Origin of the sequence: Sorangium sp. So ce834 (assembly GCF_051521425.1) — a bacterium.
Classification (GTDB): Bacteria; Myxococcota_A; Polyangia; order Polyangiales; family Polyangiaceae; genus Sorangium; species Sorangium cellulosum_D.
In genome coordinates this window covers 7,289,465-7,305,048 of record NZ_CP150351.1, presented here as the reverse complement: position 1 = coordinate 7,305,048, position 15,584 = coordinate 7,289,465, and the positions used below count along the sequence as shown (strand labels likewise).

The window sequence follows — 15,584 nt, the reverse complement described above, 5'->3', positions numbered from 1 at the left end:
CCCTCATTCGAAGGCGTCTCCGGCCAGCACGCCGCTGCGCGGCTTCCCGTGCGCCTCCGCGGCCGCGCCGGTCGGGCACCTGGGGGTGACCTGCGCCGCCGGGGGACAGACGCACGCCGGACCCTCGCTCGGCCGCGCGGCGCCGAGCGCAGCGCCCAGCGCGGATCCGGGCGGCGATTCCATCGCCAGGTGACCCGCCAGCACGTCGTGCTCGGCGGCGACGCCGGGCAACATGGATTCGAGCGCCGGCTCCGGCGTCTCGGCGAGCTCCGGCGTCTCGGCGAGCTCCGGCGCGGCGGCGTCGACGGCTTCGGCGGCCGGCGGCTCGGCGGGCGCGGCCGGGAGGAGGCCGCGCCCGGAGCGGCGCGCCGCTCGCGCCAGCGCGGCGAGATCGAGCGAGGGCGGCGAGGCGCCGGCGTCCGTGAGGGTCACGGTGGTCTCGCCGTGCCGTGCCCCCCTGGAGACGCGCACCCGGTGCGTCTGCCCGACCTTGCCCGAGAGCTCGATGACGCCGTCCCGCCGCCGCACCGGGACGCCGTCGACCTCGACCACGGCGTCGGCGGGCAGGACGATCAGCTTCACCCGGCGCTCGCCGGCGCCGAGCCTGTGCACCTCCGGCCGCGCCGCCGCGGGGGCGCGGGTCTCGACGGCGATCTCGCCGGCGGACGTCGCCGGCTCGGCTCCGCCCTCCTCGACGCCGGGCTGCCCGCACGCGCCCAGGGCCGACACGAGCACCAGCGCCGCCGTCGCGGCCGTGTCGCGCGCCATCATCGCCCCCGGCCCTCCGCGAGGAGCGGCGCGCGCTGGTACGAGCGCTCGCACGCCGCGTGCCGATCCCGGGCGGCGGATGCCGTCTCCCCGAGGTAGGTGACGCGCATGTACGGCGGCAGGCAATCGGTATGCGCGGTCAGCAGGCGTTTCTTCAGGGTGTCCACGTCGATGCTCCATGTGTGAATGCCGTTGTCCATGGCGACGGTCATCAGCCGTTGCCCTCCGTCGAGGAAGGCCAGCGCGATGACCGGCGCCGACGCTCCGAGCACGATGGGCGCGCCCTCGCCGGCAGCGCTCCAGAGGCGGACGGTGGCGTCGGCCGACGAGGTGACGACGCGCTCGCCGTCGGGGCTGAAGAGGGCGCGAAGGACCGCGCCGTCGTGCCCGCGCAGCACGACGGGCTCGCCCTCGCCGCGCGCGCTCCACACCCGCGCCGTCCCGTCGTCGGACGCCGTCACGACGCGCTCGCCGTCAGGGCTCCACGCGCCGGCGTGGACGCCGCCGCCGTGCCCGCGCAGCACGACGGGCTCGCCCTCGCCGTCGGCGCTCCACACCCGCGTCGTGTGGTCGAGCGACGTGGTGAGCACGCGGGCGCCGTCAGGGCTCCACGCGGCCGAGGTGAGCCAGTCCTCGTGCCCGCGCAGCACGACGGGCTCGCCCTCGCCGTCGGCGCTCCACACCCGCGCCGTCCCGTCGTCGGACGCCGTCACGACGCGCTCGCCGTCAGGGCTCAACACGGCGGCGCGCACCTCGGCCTCGTGGCCCCTCAGCACGACGGGCTCGCCCTTGCCGTCGGCGCTCCATACGCGCGCCGCGCGATCGAACGAGGCCGTGACGACGCGCGTGCCGTCGGCGCTCGGCGCAGCGCTCGCCACCCACCCCTCGTGCCCCCTGAGCACGACGGGCTCGCCCTCGCCGTCGACCCGGAAGACGCGCGCCGTCCGGTCCTCGTGCGCCGCGACGACGCGCTCGCCGCCTTCGACGATGGACGCCGCGTGGAAGAAGCCGAGGTCGCGACGCCGGTGCGGCATCGCCCGGAGCGGCTCGGCGCTCCACACCCTCGCGGTGCGGTCGGACGAGCGCTCCCACGGATCGGATGCCGCGGTGACGACGCGCGCGCCGTCGGGGCTCCACGCCGCGGAGCGGAGCGGCGCGCGGTGCCCGACCAGGACGAGCGGCGGGCCGCTGCCGTCCGCCGGCCAGAGGCGCGCCGTACGGTCCGCGGAGGCGCTGGCGACGTACTCGCCGTCGGGGCGCCATGAGACGAAGGTCACGGCGAGCGCGTGGCCGGAGAGCACGACCGGCTCGGCGTCGCCGGCGGCGCTCCAGACGCGCACGGTCCGATCGGCCGAGGCGGTGGCCACGCGCAGGCCGTCGGGGCTCACGGCCGCGTGCAGGACGCTGTCCTCGTGCCCGGCGAGCACCACGGGCGCGCCGGCGCCGGCCAGCGTGAAGACGCGCGCCGTCCGGTCGCGCGAGCCGGTGACGACGCGCGCGCCGTCGGGGCTCATGGCCACGGCGATCACCTCGCCGGTGTGCCCGCGGAGGACGCGGCTCCTGCCCTTCGCGATCAGCCAGACGCGCGCCGTCCGGTCGTCGGAGGCGGTGACGACGCGCGCGCCGTCGGGGCTCCACGCGGCCGCGTTGATGCGGCCTCGGTGGCCCGTGAGGACGACCGGATCGCCCTCGCCGTCGGCGCGCCACACGCGCGCCGTGCCGTCCGCCGAGGCCGTGAGCACGCGCGCGCCGTCCGGGCTCGCGGCCACCGCGGTGACGGCGCCGCGGTGGCCCCTCAGCACCACCGGCTGACCGGCTCCGTCGGCGCGCCACACGCGCGCGGTGCCGTCCTCCGAGCCCGCGAGCGCGCGCTCGCCGTCGGGGCTCCACGCGGCCGCGAGGATGGCCCCGCCGCCGCCCTCCAGCACCACGGGCTGGCCGGTGCCGTCGGCGCGCCACACGCGCGCGGTGCCGTCGGCCGAGGCCGTGAGCACGCGCGCGCCGTCGGGGCTCCACACGGCCGCGGCGAGGGCGCCCGCGTGCCCGCGGAGGGTCGCGCGGAGCGCGTTCGCGTTGAGGGCGTCGCTCGCCAGCTCGATCCAGCCGCGGCGCGCGCTCGGCAGCTCCGCCTCGGGCAGGAGCTTCATCGCCAGCGGGAGCTGCGCGCGCACCGCGAGCTCGCGGAAGCCCGCGAGGATCCTGGCGTCGTGCGCCTCGGAGCGCCGCTCCTCCGCGGCGTCCCGCTGCCGGTCGGCCTCGCGTCGAGCACGGGCCTCCTCGACGCGCAGGCGATCCGCGCGGAGCTTCTGGCCGTACGCCACCGAGCCGAGCGCCGCCGCGCCGGCCGCGACCAGGAGCGCCGCCGCGGCGACGGCGGCGGAGCGGCGCCGCCGCGCGCGCTCCTCGGCGAGCCTCGCCTCCGCCTCGGCCCGCTCGCGCCGCCGCGCCTCCAGGTGCTGGCGCTGCCGCCGCTGATCGAAGACCTCGCGCGCCAGCCAGTCGTGGCCGATCTCGAAGTACCGGCTCCCCTGGTGCTCCGCCGCGTGGAGGATGGCCGCCCCCTCCAGCGCCCTCAGCGCCGGCCCGAGCTCTTCCGCGGGGAGGATCCGGAGCAGCTCCTTCTCGGTGCGCAGCGTGCGGCTGCCGTCCGCCGTCACCAGGTGATCCTCGAGCAGCCGCTCGGCCCCGCCGCGCAGCGCGCCGAGGCCGGCGAGCGTCGCCTCCAGGTACCGGCGCAGGATGGCCTCGGCCTCGACCGCATAGGCCGGCGCTCCCCCCTCCGCGCGCTGCTCGAAGAGCGCGCGGCAGACGATCTGCGCGTACGCGGCCTGCGCCTCGGCCTCGTCGCCCGCGGCCTGGCCGGGCACGCGCACCTGGAGCAGGAGCGGGCGCATGTCCGCCGGCGCCCACGCCTGCGGCGGCTCGCCCGCGGCGGCCGCCTGGCAGACGGCCTCGCAGAGCTCGGCGACCGTGAGCGGGCCGACGCGGAAGCCGTGATCGAGGAGCCGGCGGTGCTCGCGCAGCCGATCGCGGAAGCGGCCGAGGTAGTCCTCGCGGAGCGACAGCACCAGGCGCAGGTTGCGGGTGGGCAGCCCGGCGAGGCGGTCCACGCAGTCGAAGAGCGCCTCGGCCTCGGCCGGGCCGCGCGTCGCGTAGAGCAGCTGCTCGATCTGATCGAGGTAGACGACGGCGAGCCGCGGCGACCCCCGCGCCGCGCGCTGCGCCGCCGTGAGCAGCGCGTCCGCGGGCGAGGCGCCGGCCGGCCGCTCGCCGAGGCCGAGGGCGCCGTACACCGCGTCCGCGAGCCAGCGCGTCGGGTCCTGATCCTCGGGCCAGGCGTCGACCCGCGCCACGCGGACCTCCTGCTTCTCGATGAGCGACGGGAGGACCGCCGCCTGCACCAGGGAGGACTTGCCCGCGCCGGACGGCCCGAAGACGGTGACGCAGCGGTTGGCGAGGATGGATGCCTCGAGCCGGTAGGCGAGGTCGCCGCGCCCGAAGAAGCGATCGCGATCCGAGGCGCGGTAAGGCTGCGGGCCTGGGAAGGGGTTTCGGTTCAAGGGGCGTCCTCGGGCGCGGAGGCGGCGGGGGCAGCGCACCTGTCGGGCGACTCCGAGCGGGTCACCCAGCGCCGGAGATCGACGCTCACGGTCCCCAGGCGGGCGCCGTTCAGCACGCGGACGTTGTAGGACACGCCGGGCGCCGTCTTCTGAGCCTCTCCCCACGCGCCGAGCGCGCCGCCGAGGTCGCGCGCCGCGCCCCCCTCGCACGAGAGCCGCCCTGTCCAGGCGCCGCCGCCGGTGTCGAGCGCCGCGACGTTGAACGAGCACGCGCCGAGATCGCAGGTGTTGCCCGGCCCCACGGCCGCGTCGGCGCAGTCACTCTTCTGGTAAGCGACGCTGAAGCACTCGGGATAGTCCGCGAAGAAGAGGGAGGTCCCCTGGAGCCTCCGGTGCGACGAGCTCGCCGCGCTCAGGGAGGCGCCGCCGGTCGAGGGCGCTCCCACCGCGACGGTCAGGGCGCCCGCCTCCTCGGCCGCCACGTCGATCGTCGACGCCTTGATCGCGCGCGTCAGCACCTTCACGTAGGTCGTACCGGTCTCGGCGAACAGGCCCGCGCACGCGCCGCTCGCGTTCAGGTAGACCGCTGAGAGCCTGCTCTCCTCGAGGTCCGTCAGGGTGACGCTCGCGCTCCGCTTCGAGGACGCGCCGAGCGGGGGGGCGATGCTCACGGCGGGGCCGAGGTCGGCGCGGAGCTTCCCGTCGAGCGCGTCCTCGTAGTGGAGCACCACGGCCGACCAGCTCGGGGCCGCGGTACCGGGGTCGCCGTCGAAGCACGCGTTTGTCTCGGGCTGGCCCCCGAGCAGCCGGCGCCCGAGGCCCGCCGAGCCGCTCACGGGCGTCCGCGCGCGGTAGTCCGGCGCGAGCTCCCGAACCGCCTTGTCGATCGTGACCGTCGCGGCGCTCGCGCACGCCGTGAGCGGGAGCGCTGCCAGCGCGGCGACCGCGGCGCGGGCCGGCGAGGGCGTTCTGTCGTCGGCGAACTTCACGGTGGACCTCCTTCGAGCGCGGGATGGCGCGCCCGCGATGAACGTGCGCTGCGCGGCTACGGCGAGAGCGACGAGAGGACGTCCTCGATCTCGCCGGCGAGCCGATCGACGTCCGCCGACGCGTCGCGGGCGAGCCAGTCGACGTCGCCCCTCCGGCGGTAGATCTCGGCGCGGATCCGCGGGACGACGACGAGCTCTGCATCCCCGTCGAGCTCGTCGGCGAGCAAGGTCACCGAGACGTCGCACACCTTCGTGCTGCCGGCCGGCTCGGGGATGCGCAGGGTCGCCGTCGCGGTGGCGCGCTCGACGTCGAGGCGCGCGGTCGCGCGGCCCTCGAAATGGGCCGACAGGGCCTCGCCCACCGATCGCAGCAGCCGCTCGATCGCGCGCCTCGGCGTGTCGCCTTCGCCGAGGGGAGCGCGAAAGGAGACGCCGACCGTCACCGACGACGAGCCGCCGAACGGGAGAGGTTCGTTCTGGTCCATAGGATCTTCCGTGGTCATGGGCGCGGTCCTCGGGGCGGCCCCCTCGCTCGCGCAGAGATGCCCTCATGAACCGGACGGCGCCGAATGTCAGCTTAAGAAAAATTCATGAGAGCGCGGCTGGCGACGGGGCGACCGGGAGATCCCTGCTGAGGCGGGCGACGCCGAGCTCGTCATCTCAAGAGAAGTCAAGGTGAGCACCGCGCGGGCGTCCGCTCAACCCGCCTTCCCCTGCTTGGCATACTCCTTCCGGATTCCCTGCAGGAGGTCCTCTACCGTGAGGGGGCGGCCGCCCTCTCTCAAGGCCTGAAGTGAGGCGTAGCGGATCACGTTCATGATCGCGCCCCCCGCGAGCGCGTGTTCGCGCGCGATCTTCTCCAGGTCCACGGCGCCGTCGAGCCTCGCCTTGGGCGAGAGCCCCTGCCGCCACAGCCGCGCGCGCTCCTCGGCGCGCGGCGTCGGAAAGTAGATGATCGACTCGAACCGCCGCGCAAAGGCGTCGTCGAGGTTGTCGCGCAGGTTGGACGCCAGGACCGCGAGCCCGTCGAAGGTCTCGATGCGCTGGAGGAGGAAGGAGACCTGCTGGTTGGCGTAATGGTCGTGCGCGTCCCGCGTCTCGCTGCGCTTGCCGAAGAGCGCGTCGGCCTCGTCGAAGAACAGGATCCAGCCCCTGCGCTCGGCCTGGTCGAAGACCCGGCCGAGGTTCTTCTCCGTCTCCCCGAGGTACTTCGACACCACCAGGGAGATATCCACCTTGTAGACCTCACGGCCGGTGGACTTGCCGAGCAGGCAGGCGGTCATCGTCTTGCCCGTGCCCGGCGGGCCATAGAAGAGGCTGCGGTAGCCGGGGCGCAGCTTCCCGGCCATGCCCCAGTCCGCCATCAACGTCTCTCCGTGCTCGATCCAGGTCTCGATCTCCTCGAGGTGCTTGCGGGTGCTGGGCTGCAGCACGACGTCGTCCCAGCCGAGGCGCGTCTCGATCCGCTGGGCGGGAAAGCCGGGCCCGCAGCCGAGCCGTCGCGGCTCGCCGGTGGTGAAGAGACAGAGCAGCTCTTCCGAGATCCGGAGGGGAGCCTTCATCGGCGTCACCTCGTCGCCGCCCCCGAGCCTGAGGACGTCGTGCCTGGCGAAGAGGTGCTCTGGATCCAGGAGGAGCTGCGCCGAGAACCGGACCGCGAGGTCGTCACCACCGAGGATGAACGCCAGCGTCTCGGCCGTGGGCAGGAGCTCGCCGTCGGAGCCGAGCTGGGCGCCGCCGAACTCGGTGAGCCTCCGATTCACGGCGGTGTCGCGGCCGAAGCAGACGTCGAGGAGCTGGGGCCGCAGGTGCGGGACCAGGGCGAGCACCAGGGCGAGGCGCTCGACGAAGGAGAGCTGATGGCGCCGCACGAAGCCGGCGTACTCCGAGCTCGACCCGCCGAGGTCGGGCGGCGCGATGTCGAGCACGCTCCCCTCGGTCGCACCGTCGCCGAAATGGATCTTGATCCGCGCCTCCAGGACGCTGCGAAACCAGAATAGCTCCCGCTCGAGGTCGGCGGCGTTCTCCACGATCTTGGTCATCCTTGCCATACCCATCGAGCCGCGGCGCTCCTCCTCGCTCCAGAACCGCTGCGCGAACGGTGGCACGACACGCCCCGGTCACGCCGCTAAATACGAGGCCTCTTAAAATGGCTTAAGTTGTCAATGCGGCCGGCCGCGGGTACTACGGAGGTCGAGCTCGGCGCCGGCGGAGGACCCAGTGCTTCGTCCGCGGGCATCGAAGCGCTGTTCCATCGTGGCGATCCGCTCGACGGAGCCTGACGTTCAGGCGTCGCGCCGCGGATGCGCTGACCCGAGATCTTCAAGGATGAGAGCCAATGAGAGCGGGACAAGTTCAGAGCTCTAGGAGTCGTCAGCCGTGATCAGCGACATCCTCGTCCTGCTCAGGAACACGGTGAACGAGCACCTGACCGCGAGCTCGGGCTGGCGCGGCCCAGTGCCCGACCAGGGGCCGGTCGTCTTCCTCGACAGCGAGAAGGTGGACAGCCTCGAGCTCAAGCTCGGAGCCGTCACGCTCCTCCTGGTCAACCTCGAGGAGGATCACACGCTGCGACCGGCCGACCCGTTCCGGGTGACGCTGCCGGACGGCACCACGCAGCGCGTCCAGCCTGCGATCCAGATAAACGCTTACGTCCTCTTCGCCGCCCGCTTCAAAGAGTACGAGCAAGGCCTGCGGTGCATCTCGCTGATCCTGCAGTTCTTCCAGGGCCGCCGGGTCCTCGACCACGAGAACACGCCGGCGCTGAGCGACAGGATCGAGAAGCTCACCATGGAGCTCTTGACGCTCCCCCTCTCCGAGCTGAACCAGCTCTGGGGCATGCTTCGGAGCGCGTATCAGCCTTCGCTCCTCTACAAGGTCCGGATGGCCGTCTTCCAGGACAAGGACGGCCTCAGCGCACCGCAGATCAGCGATCCGGTGCTGAGGATCAACCCGTGAAGCACGCAGCGATCATCGAGGTGCTCCTGAAGCACGCGTTCTACACCGACCTCCGGTGTCCGTCCTTCTCGATCGAGCCGAGCGACGCCACGGCGCGCCTGCTCCGCAATCATCGCTGTCTTGTGCGATCGAGCCCCGAGGGCGTCCGGGTCCTCTCTCCGGTCGACCCCATGGGACAACCCTTCCTCCCGCTCCCGGGGGACGCGGCGCTGCTCTTTTACATCGAGGTCCAGGGCGGCGACTTCGTTGTCGTCACCGACCTCACCGGCGTCCGCGGGCACTCGGCGCCGGTCTTCACGGACGCCGGCGCTGGGACCGACGGCGAGCTGCGGCTAGCCCCCGCCGACCCGGCCCGGCCGCGGCTCCCGACGGGCGTCTTCGCCGCCGTCGAGATCCGCCCCGGGAGCGCGCCGCAGCCCGCCCGCTTCCAGGTCAGCTTCCCGGCCAGGCAGGCGCGATGGGCCTACTACTGCGTCACCGACCTGGCGCCGGCCGGGGGCGAGCTCACCGTGGTGGACGCCTCGCCCGCCGGGGCCATCGACGCGCTGCGCTTCAGCGCCGTGACCCTCGACCCTGTGGACCCGGTCGCGGCGCAGATTGCCAGTCGGTATCCCGGGATGCGCTGCCTGTGCTTCGTCTCCGATCAGCCCGTCGCCGCTCGCGCAGAGCCGAGGAAGAGCCTCGAGCTCCGGCTCGGCCCCGACCGCGTGGCGGGCCCGCTGCCCAATCCGTCGATGCAGAGCGCTGCAAAGGAGGATGTGCTGTTTCAGATCATCAAGTATCGAGCGCAACCGTTTCAAACCCCCTGAGATCGAGGAACAATGCCTGCTTATAAGACGCCCGGTGTTTACGTGGAAGAGGTGTCGACCCTGCCGCCCTCCGTGGCGGAGGTCTCCACTGCGATCCCCGCCTTCATAGGATATACCGAGAAGGGCCCGAAGAGCCCGTCGATCGCCCAGGTGAGCACGATGCTCGAGTACGAGCAGCTCTTCGGCGGGCCCAATCTCGCGACCTTTACGGTCACGGTGGACGCCGCGTCCCAGGTGACCGGGGTGACGCGGAGCTCCGATACCAAGTTCTTGCTGTACTACGCTGTGAGCCACTACTTCAAGAACGGGGGCGGGAGATGTTATGTCGTCTCCGTCGGAGACTACACGTCACCGCCCGCCAAGGACAAGATCGCCGACGGCCTTCTGCTGCTCGAGAAGGAGGACGAGCCGACGCTGATCGTCTTGACCGACGCCGTGAGCCTCGTCGCCGCGGACTACCACGAGCTTTGCCAGGCGGCCCTTGCCCAGTGCCACAAGCTGGGGGATCGCTTTGCGATCTTCGACGTCAAGAAGGACGCGGCGCCGGACAAGAAGGACATCGACGTGTTCCGCGACGAGATCGGGACGAGCAACCTGGCCTACGGCGCCGCCTACTACCCGTACCTCCAGACCTCCCTGAGCTACGCGTACGCCGACGCGGACGTCACCGTCACCATCCAGGGCGGGGCGGCGACCGGGGGCACCCTCGCCACCATCAAGTCGAGCCAGACGGCGACCTATCAGCAGGTCAAGGCCAGGCTGACGGCCGAGCGGGTCGTCCTCCCGCCGAGCGCGGCGGTCGCGGGCATCTACGCCAGCGTCGACCGGGATCGCGGCGTATGGAAGGCTCCCGCCAACGTCAGCGTCGCGGCCGTCATCGGCCCGGTGCTGAAGATCACCAACGACGCTCAGGATGCCCTCAACGTCGATCCGACGGCGGGTAAATCGATCAACGCCGTGCGCGCGTTCACCGGCAAGGGGACCATCGTCTGGGGGGCGAGGACCCTGGCCGGCAACGACAACGAGTGGCGGTACATCCCCGTCCGGCGGCTCTTCATCATGATCGAGGAGTCGGCCCGAAAGGCGACCTCCTTCGCGGTCTTCGAGCCCAACGACATGACGACCTGGCTGAAGGTCAAGGGGATGATCGAGAGCTTCCTCTACAGCCTCTGGGAGCGCGGCGCCCTGGCCGGGGCCTCCCCGGCGGCGGCCTACTTCGTCAACGTGGGCCTGGGCAAGACGATGACCAACCAGGACATCCTCGAGGGGCGAATGATCGTCGAGATCGGGATCGCGGCCGTGCGACCGGCCGAGTTCGTCGTCCTTCGCTTCTCTCACAAGCTGCAGGAGGCCTAGGCCATGGCACTGACCAAGAGCGAGATCGTGACCGCGTATCCTCTCCCGTCGTACAACTATCGAGTCGAGATCGCGGGCGCCGCGGTCGGCTTCTCGGAGATCTCCGGGCTCAGCATCAAGCGCGAGACGACGACCTACAAGGAGAGCCCCACCGGCGGGGCGGCGCCCGGTCCGGTGGTGATGAACATGCCGGCGCAGCCCACCGCGCCGACGCTCACGCTGAAGAAGGGCATCGTCAAGAAGACCAGCGTCGCCACGCTCTACGCCTGGATCAGCGCGATCCAGGTGAACCAGGTCGAGAAGAAGGACATCTACGTCCGCCTCTGCGACGAGAAGGGCGACGCGGTGATCAGCTGGAAGGTGCAGAACGCCTTCCCCACGAGGCTCGACGCGCCCACCTTCACGGCATCGTCCAACGAGGCCGCCATCGAGAGCATGGAGCTGATGGCGGACGCGATCCTGATCGAAGAGGCGTAGAGCGGCGCGATGGCCCAGTCGACGGACAACCAGCGGACGAGCTACCCGCTCGCTGCGTACAACTTCCGCGTGAAGGTGGGCGAGGCCTCGATGAGCTTCACCGAGGTCTCGGGTCTCGCGGCCGAGCGCGAGCACGTGACGTACGCGCACGGCCTGAGCTTCCAGGAGGGCCCCGTGATCATGACGTTCAACTCCAAGCGCTTCACGCCTGTCACCTGCAAGCGCGGCACCGTCCTCGGGGCAGATCCGCTGTTCCTGTTCAACTGGCTGGACAAGCGGGACAGCCGGAGCATGGAGGTCAGCCTCTGTGACGCGACGGGCGCGGCGGTGCTCGCCTGGAAGGTCGCCGTCGCGGTACCCGTCAGCCTCAAGGCGCCGGCCTTCAGCGCCACCACGAACGACGTCGTCGTGGACACTCTCGAACTGCAGGTCAGGGAGGTCTCCGTTGTCAGGCTCTGACGTTCGCGAGAGCGGCGGTCCCTCCGGCCGAGATCCGGGGCCCCGCGCGGATCCGCCGCGCGGCGCCCCGGGCCCCGGACCGAAGGGATGGAGGTCAGGATCATGAGCGCTGCCATCCCGGAGCTCGTTCCGCAGAGCGAGATGTTCGTAAACTTCCGCTTCGGCGTCTTCTTCTTCGCCGGCGGCGTGGTGCCAAACCCGCTCGACGTCCGCTTCAAGAAGGTGACTGGGCTCTCGGCGACAGTGAAGACGACGCCGCTCGAGGAGGGCGGACAGAACCTCTACACCCAGCCGCTGCCCTCGAGGGTCGAGTACGGCAACCTGGTGTTGGAGCGCGGTATGGTGGCGAGCTCGCCGCTGCGCCTCGACTTCGACGCCGCCATGTCCCTCTTCAAATTCGCCCCCTCGAACGTCCTCGTGACCCTCTTCAGCGAGGCGTACACCCCGGTGTCGGCATGGTTCTTCTCCAGAGCCTATCCGGTCAAGTGGTCGATCGCCGACCTCGCCGCCGAGCCGAAGGAGCTGCTCATCGAGTCGCTCGAGCTCGCCTACGCCCGGATGCAGATCATGAAGGTATGACCATGCCTGTGGAGATCAAAGAGCTGGTGATCCGCGCCGTCGTGGCGCCCCCGGAGGGGGCGCCGCGCGCGCGCGCCGCCGCGCCCGACGCCGCCGGGCAGGAGGCCGTGATCGAGGCGGCGGTCAAGGAGGTCCTCCGGGTCCTCAAGGCGTCGAAGGAGAGATGATCGTGGGACTGAACCTCTTCAAGCTCGAGAAGCTCAAGATCACGGCGTTCAAGGACGTCGGGCGCCGGCAGCCGAGCGGGGCGCCGTTCGAGGCGATGTTCAACCCGGCGTCGTTCTCGCAGCGCTACGCGATCGCCTGGGGGGCCAAGCAGGGGGTGGGCTCCAGCGGGCCGCAGCTCTCGTACAGCCAGAGCAAGCCGAGCGAGCTCACGCTCACCCTGATGGTCGACGGCACCGGCGTGGAGTCGATGGGAATCGTCGCGCCGGTGCGGAAGAGCGTGAAGGATCGCGTGAAGACGTTCCTCGACGTCACCTTCCGTTACAACGGGGACATCCACGAGCCCAATTACCTCCTCGTGGAGTGGGGCTCGCTGAAGTTCTCCTGTCGTCTCTCCGCGGTCGACATCAAGTACACCGCGTTCGAGCGCGACGGCACCCCGCTCCGGGCAGAGATCGAGGTGACGCTGATCTCCGACAAGGCCGCCAAAGCGCGCGCCAGGGAGGAGGGCAAGACGTCGCCGGATCTGACCCACAGCCGGATCGTGCGCAGCGGGGACACGCTGCCGCTGCTGACCAAGGACATCTATGGCTCGTCCGCCCGCTACCTGGACGTCGCGCGGTGGAACCGCCTGGACGACTTCAGGAGCCTGATCCCCGGCCAGGAGATCTTCTTTCCGCCGCTCGCCAACCTGGGCGCCGGCACCTCCGGGGAAGGGTAGACGGCGCCATGCCCGCGGTGACTTCCACGATCCTCAGCGACGGCAAGCCGATGGACCCGGCCTACGAGCTCATCTCCATCGACATCCGGAGAGAGGTCGACCGGATCCCCCGAGCGGAGCTGCGCGTGCTCGACGGCGACGCCGCGCAGCAGGCGTTCGCTATCAGCGATACGGGCTTCTTCGCGCCGGGGGCGAAGATCGAGATCAAGCTCCGGTACGAGGGGGAAGAAGACCGGTGCGTCTTCAAGGGGGTGGTGGTGCGGCACGGGGTGGAGGCTGGCGACGACGGCTCCGTCCTGGTGATCGGGCTCAAGGACGCCGCGGTCAGGCTGACCGGAGCGCGGCGGAGCGCCGTCTTCCGGAAGATGACCGACGGCGCGATCGTGAAACAGCTGATCGAGGCGGCGGAGCTCGAGGTCGGCACCATCGCCGAGACGAGGCCGGAGCACGCGGAGATGGTGCAATACCACGCCACGCCGTGGGACTTCATCCTCTCACGGGCCGGCGCGCTCGGCCTCCTCGTGGTCGTCGAGGACGGCAAGATCTCGCTCCGTAAGATGGAGATCGAAGGCGCGCCCAAACACTGCTTCTCTTATGGCATCAGCGAGATCTTCGACGTCGAGATCGAGGCCGACGCCGAGCACCAGTACGAGGCCGTGGAGAGCGTCGCCTGGGATCCCAAGGAGCAGAAGCCCACGCCGGCCCGCAAGGCGAAGAGCGCCCACGCCACCCAGGGGAACCTCGACGGGGGCAAGCTCGGCGGGGCGGTCGGCAACGGCACCTGTACGCTCTCCCACCCGGTCCCCGTCGTCGCCGAGGAACTCCAAGCCTGGGCCGACGCCCGCATGGCGAGGAGCCGCATGGCGCTGCTCCGCGGGCGGATCGCGGTGCCGGGCTTTGGCGACATCGGGCTCCTCGACGTGATGGAGGTCGAGGGGATCGGCAAGCGCTTCAACGGCAAGACGCTGGTGACGGGGCTCCGCCACCGGGTCGACGCGTCGGGCTGGCGGACCGACGTGCAGTTCGGGCTCTCGCCCGAGGAGCTCTCCCGCAAGGAGGAGTTCCGCGAGGCGCCTGCGGCCGGGCTCCTGCCCGCGGTGAGCGGGCTGCAGATCGGCGTCGTCGCAGAGTTCGAGGACGATCCCGACGAGGAGCTCCGGGTCAAGGTCATCCTCCCCGGGGTCGACGCGAAGCAGGACAAGGCCGTCTGGGCCCGGCTCGCCGCGCCCGACGCAGGCAAGGCGCGCGGGTACTTCTTCCGGCCGGAGCCCAAGGACGAGGTGGTGGTGGGCTTCTTCAACGACGATCCGCGCCGCCCCGTGATCCTGGGGGCCCTCTTCGGGTCGAAGAACGCGCCCCCGAAGGTGATGGGAAAGCCCAGCAAAAAGAACGACAAGAGCGGGATCGTGACCAAGTTCGGGACGACGATACAATTCCTCGACCCCGACGACGGCGCAAAATCGATCGTCCTCTCCGACCGGCACGAGAACTCGATCTCCATGGGTGAGGGTGGGATCGAGATCAAGAGCAAGAGCAAGGGGGATCAGGACTCGATCACTCAGAACTCGATCACCATGGGTAAGGATGGGATCGAGATCACGAGCAGCAAGCATCTCAATCTCAAGATCGACGGCAACGTCACGATCAGCGGCAAGGAGGTCGACATCAAATGAGCCAATCGAGGCAGGAGGTGAGAGAAATCCATCTCTCGGTGACGGTGGACGAGGCGAACCTGATCCTGGAGGGGGTGGGGCTGCTCCCGTTCGCCAAGGTCTACGCGCTGGTCGCCAAGGTGCAGCAGCAGGCAAGCGAGCAGCTCGCCGGCAAGCCCGACCGGGAGGAGCCGGATGCAACCTGAGAGCTCTTTCCTCGGTCGAGGCTGGGCCTTCCCGCCCTCGTTCAGCCGCGGCGGCGCTGACGTGGAGATGGTCTCCGGCCCCGCCGACGTCCAGCAGAGCCTGCAGATCCTGGTGGGGACCTCGCCGGGCGAGCGGGTCCTTGCGGAGACGTTCGGCTGCGACCTCGCGAGCCTGGTGTTCGAGGAGCTGGATCAGGGGCTGATCAACACCATCGAGCGGCTCCTTTCGGACGCGATCCTCGAGCACGAGCCGCGGATCCAGGTCGATCGGATCGACGTCGCGGCGAGCGACACCCAGCCGGGCTGCGTGCTCATCGCGGTCAACTACACCATCAGGGGTACGAACTCGCGCTTCAACATGGTCTTCCCGTTCTATCTCACGGAGGCGACCCTCCCCGGGTGGTGAGAGCGCCATGAAAAAAAAGCTCAAGAGCCCCGAGGAAGAAAGACTCATCCTCGTCAACGGCGACAAGGCGATCTTCCTGCCCAGTTTCACGCCCGCGCTCGTCCATCCCAGGCCCGGAAAGCTGGAGGGGAGCGGCCCAGGGACGCTGAACGGGAAGAAGCTCTGCGTCGAGGGTGACGAGGGCAAGGTCTCGGTCGCCAATTGCTCTTACGTGATTCCGGGGTACTCCATCCCGGGCAAGGGGACGCTGAAGATCGCCGCCCTCGGGAGCGATCAGAAGGCGGAGAAGACCAAGACCGGCGACAATGCTGTCCTCCTGAAAGGGACCACGTTCACCGCGACGTTCGAGGTCCAGAACCCGGCGAAGCAGCCGCCGAAGGGGCCGGGGCCGCCGATCCCGGACTCGACCCTGAAGTACCAGGGCAAGGGCATGTTCACGACGACCAACAAGATCTTCAAGGGAACCTGAAAGGCAAAGC

The 15,584-nt window shown here is 70.7% G+C and carries 17 protein-coding genes; 12 read left to right on the top strand and 5 right to left on the bottom strand.

Features of this window, described 5'->3' with window-relative positions; all coding sequences use genetic code 11:
* Positions 1 to 3: 3 nt before the first annotated feature.
* The 5 genes from WMF20_RS26145 to WMF20_RS26125 form a co-directional block, all read right to left on the bottom strand.
* The gene (locus tag WMF20_RS26145; protein ID WP_437604679.1) at positions 4 to 771 is read right to left on the bottom strand and encodes a hypothetical protein; all 768 of its coding nucleotides are present in this window, start codon (positions 769 to 771) and stop codon (positions 4 to 6) included.
* Positions 768 to 4,328 carry an nSTAND1 domain-containing NTPase gene (locus WMF20_RS26140; RefSeq protein ID WP_437604678.1) on the bottom strand — a complete coding sequence of 1,187 codons (3,561 nt, stop codon included), beginning with the start codon at positions 4,326 to 4,328 and terminating at the stop codon, positions 768 to 770. The genes WMF20_RS26145 and WMF20_RS26140 overlap by 4 nt, the downstream gene beginning before the upstream one ends.
* On the bottom strand, positions 4,325 to 5,317 hold the full coding sequence (locus tag WMF20_RS26135) for a hypothetical protein (RefSeq protein ID WP_437604677.1): 993 nt from the start codon (positions 5,315 to 5,317) through the stop codon (positions 4,325 to 4,327). The genes WMF20_RS26140 and WMF20_RS26135 overlap by 4 nt, the downstream gene beginning before the upstream one ends.
* Before the next feature lie 56 nt (positions 5,318 to 5,373).
* A complete protein-coding gene (locus tag WMF20_RS26130) occupies positions 5,374 to 5,820 on the bottom strand; it encodes a hypothetical protein (protein WP_437604676.1) in 447 nt (148 codons plus the stop codon).
* Positions 5,821 to 6,015: 195 nt separating this feature from the next.
* The gene (locus tag WMF20_RS26125; protein WP_437604675.1) at positions 6,016 to 7,374 is read right to left on the bottom strand and encodes an ATP-binding protein; all 1,359 of its coding nucleotides are present in this window, start codon (positions 7,372 to 7,374) and stop codon (positions 6,016 to 6,018) included.
* A 322-nt stretch (positions 7,375 to 7,696) separates the two neighbouring features.
* On the opposite strand from WMF20_RS26125, the gene WMF20_RS26120 reads away from it, so the two are divergent.
* The 12 genes from WMF20_RS26120 to WMF20_RS26065 all read left to right on the top strand — a co-directional run bounded on the left by WMF20_RS26120 (position 7,697) and on the right by WMF20_RS26065 (position 15,574).
* A complete protein-coding gene (locus WMF20_RS26120; RefSeq protein WP_437604674.1) occupies positions 7,697 to 8,275 on the top strand; it encodes a DUF4255 domain-containing protein in 579 nt (192 codons plus the stop codon).
* Complete coding sequence (locus WMF20_RS26115; RefSeq protein WP_437604673.1) at positions 8,272 to 9,084, top strand: hypothetical protein; 813 nt, start codon at positions 8,272 to 8,274, stop codon at positions 9,082 to 9,084. Before WMF20_RS26120 ends, WMF20_RS26115 begins: the two co-directional genes overlap by 4 nt.
* Before the next feature lie 12 nt (positions 9,085 to 9,096).
* The gene (locus tag WMF20_RS26110) at positions 9,097 to 10,440 is read left to right on the top strand and encodes a phage tail sheath family protein (RefSeq protein ID WP_437604672.1); all 1,344 of its coding nucleotides are present in this window, start codon (positions 9,097 to 9,099) and stop codon (positions 10,438 to 10,440) included.
* A 3-nt stretch (positions 10,441 to 10,443) separates the two neighbouring features.
* A complete protein-coding gene (locus WMF20_RS26105; protein ID WP_437604671.1) occupies positions 10,444 to 10,917 on the top strand; it encodes a phage tail protein in 474 nt (157 codons plus the stop codon).
* A gap of 9 nt (positions 10,918 to 10,926) precedes the next feature.
* Positions 10,927 to 11,376: a phage tail protein gene (locus WMF20_RS26100; RefSeq protein WP_437604670.1), complete on the top strand. Its 450-nt coding sequence runs from the start codon at positions 10,927 to 10,929 to the stop codon at positions 11,374 to 11,376.
* 102 nt (positions 11,377 to 11,478) lie between these two features.
* Positions 11,479 to 11,955, top strand: a complete 477-nt coding sequence (locus WMF20_RS26095; protein WP_437604669.1) for a phage tail protein — start codon at positions 11,479 to 11,481, stop codon at positions 11,953 to 11,955.
* Positions 11,952 to 12,122, top strand: a complete 171-nt coding sequence (locus WMF20_RS26090; RefSeq protein ID WP_207217499.1) for a DUF5908 family protein — start codon at positions 11,952 to 11,954, stop codon at positions 12,120 to 12,122. The genes WMF20_RS26095 and WMF20_RS26090 overlap by 4 nt, the downstream gene beginning before the upstream one ends.
* A gap of 2 nt (positions 12,123 to 12,124) precedes the next feature.
* The gene (locus tag WMF20_RS26085; protein ID WP_437604668.1) at positions 12,125 to 12,841 is read left to right on the top strand and encodes a CIS tube protein; all 717 of its coding nucleotides are present in this window, start codon (positions 12,125 to 12,127) and stop codon (positions 12,839 to 12,841) included.
* 8 nt (positions 12,842 to 12,849) lie between these two features.
* On the top strand, positions 12,850 to 14,514 hold the full coding sequence (vgrG, locus tag WMF20_RS26080) for a type VI secretion system tip protein VgrG (RefSeq protein ID WP_437604667.1): 1,665 nt from the start codon (positions 12,850 to 12,852) through the stop codon (positions 14,512 to 14,514).
* Positions 14,511 to 14,699 (top strand): hypothetical protein, encoded by a 189-nt coding sequence (locus WMF20_RS26075; protein ID WP_129576960.1) that lies wholly within the window; start codon positions 14,511 to 14,513, stop codon positions 14,697 to 14,699. The genes vgrG and WMF20_RS26075 overlap by 4 nt, the downstream gene beginning before the upstream one ends.
* Positions 14,689 to 15,105, top strand: coding sequence for a GPW/gp25 family protein (locus tag WMF20_RS26070; RefSeq protein ID WP_129576959.1), 417 nt, complete (start codon positions 14,689 to 14,691; stop codon positions 15,103 to 15,105). Before WMF20_RS26075 ends, WMF20_RS26070 begins: the two co-directional genes overlap by 11 nt.
* Positions 15,106 to 15,112: 7 nt before the next feature.
* On the top strand, positions 15,113 to 15,574 hold the full coding sequence (locus WMF20_RS26065) for a hypothetical protein (RefSeq protein ID WP_437604666.1): 462 nt from the start codon (positions 15,113 to 15,115) through the stop codon (positions 15,572 to 15,574).
* Positions 15,575 to 15,584 lie beyond the last annotated feature (10 nt).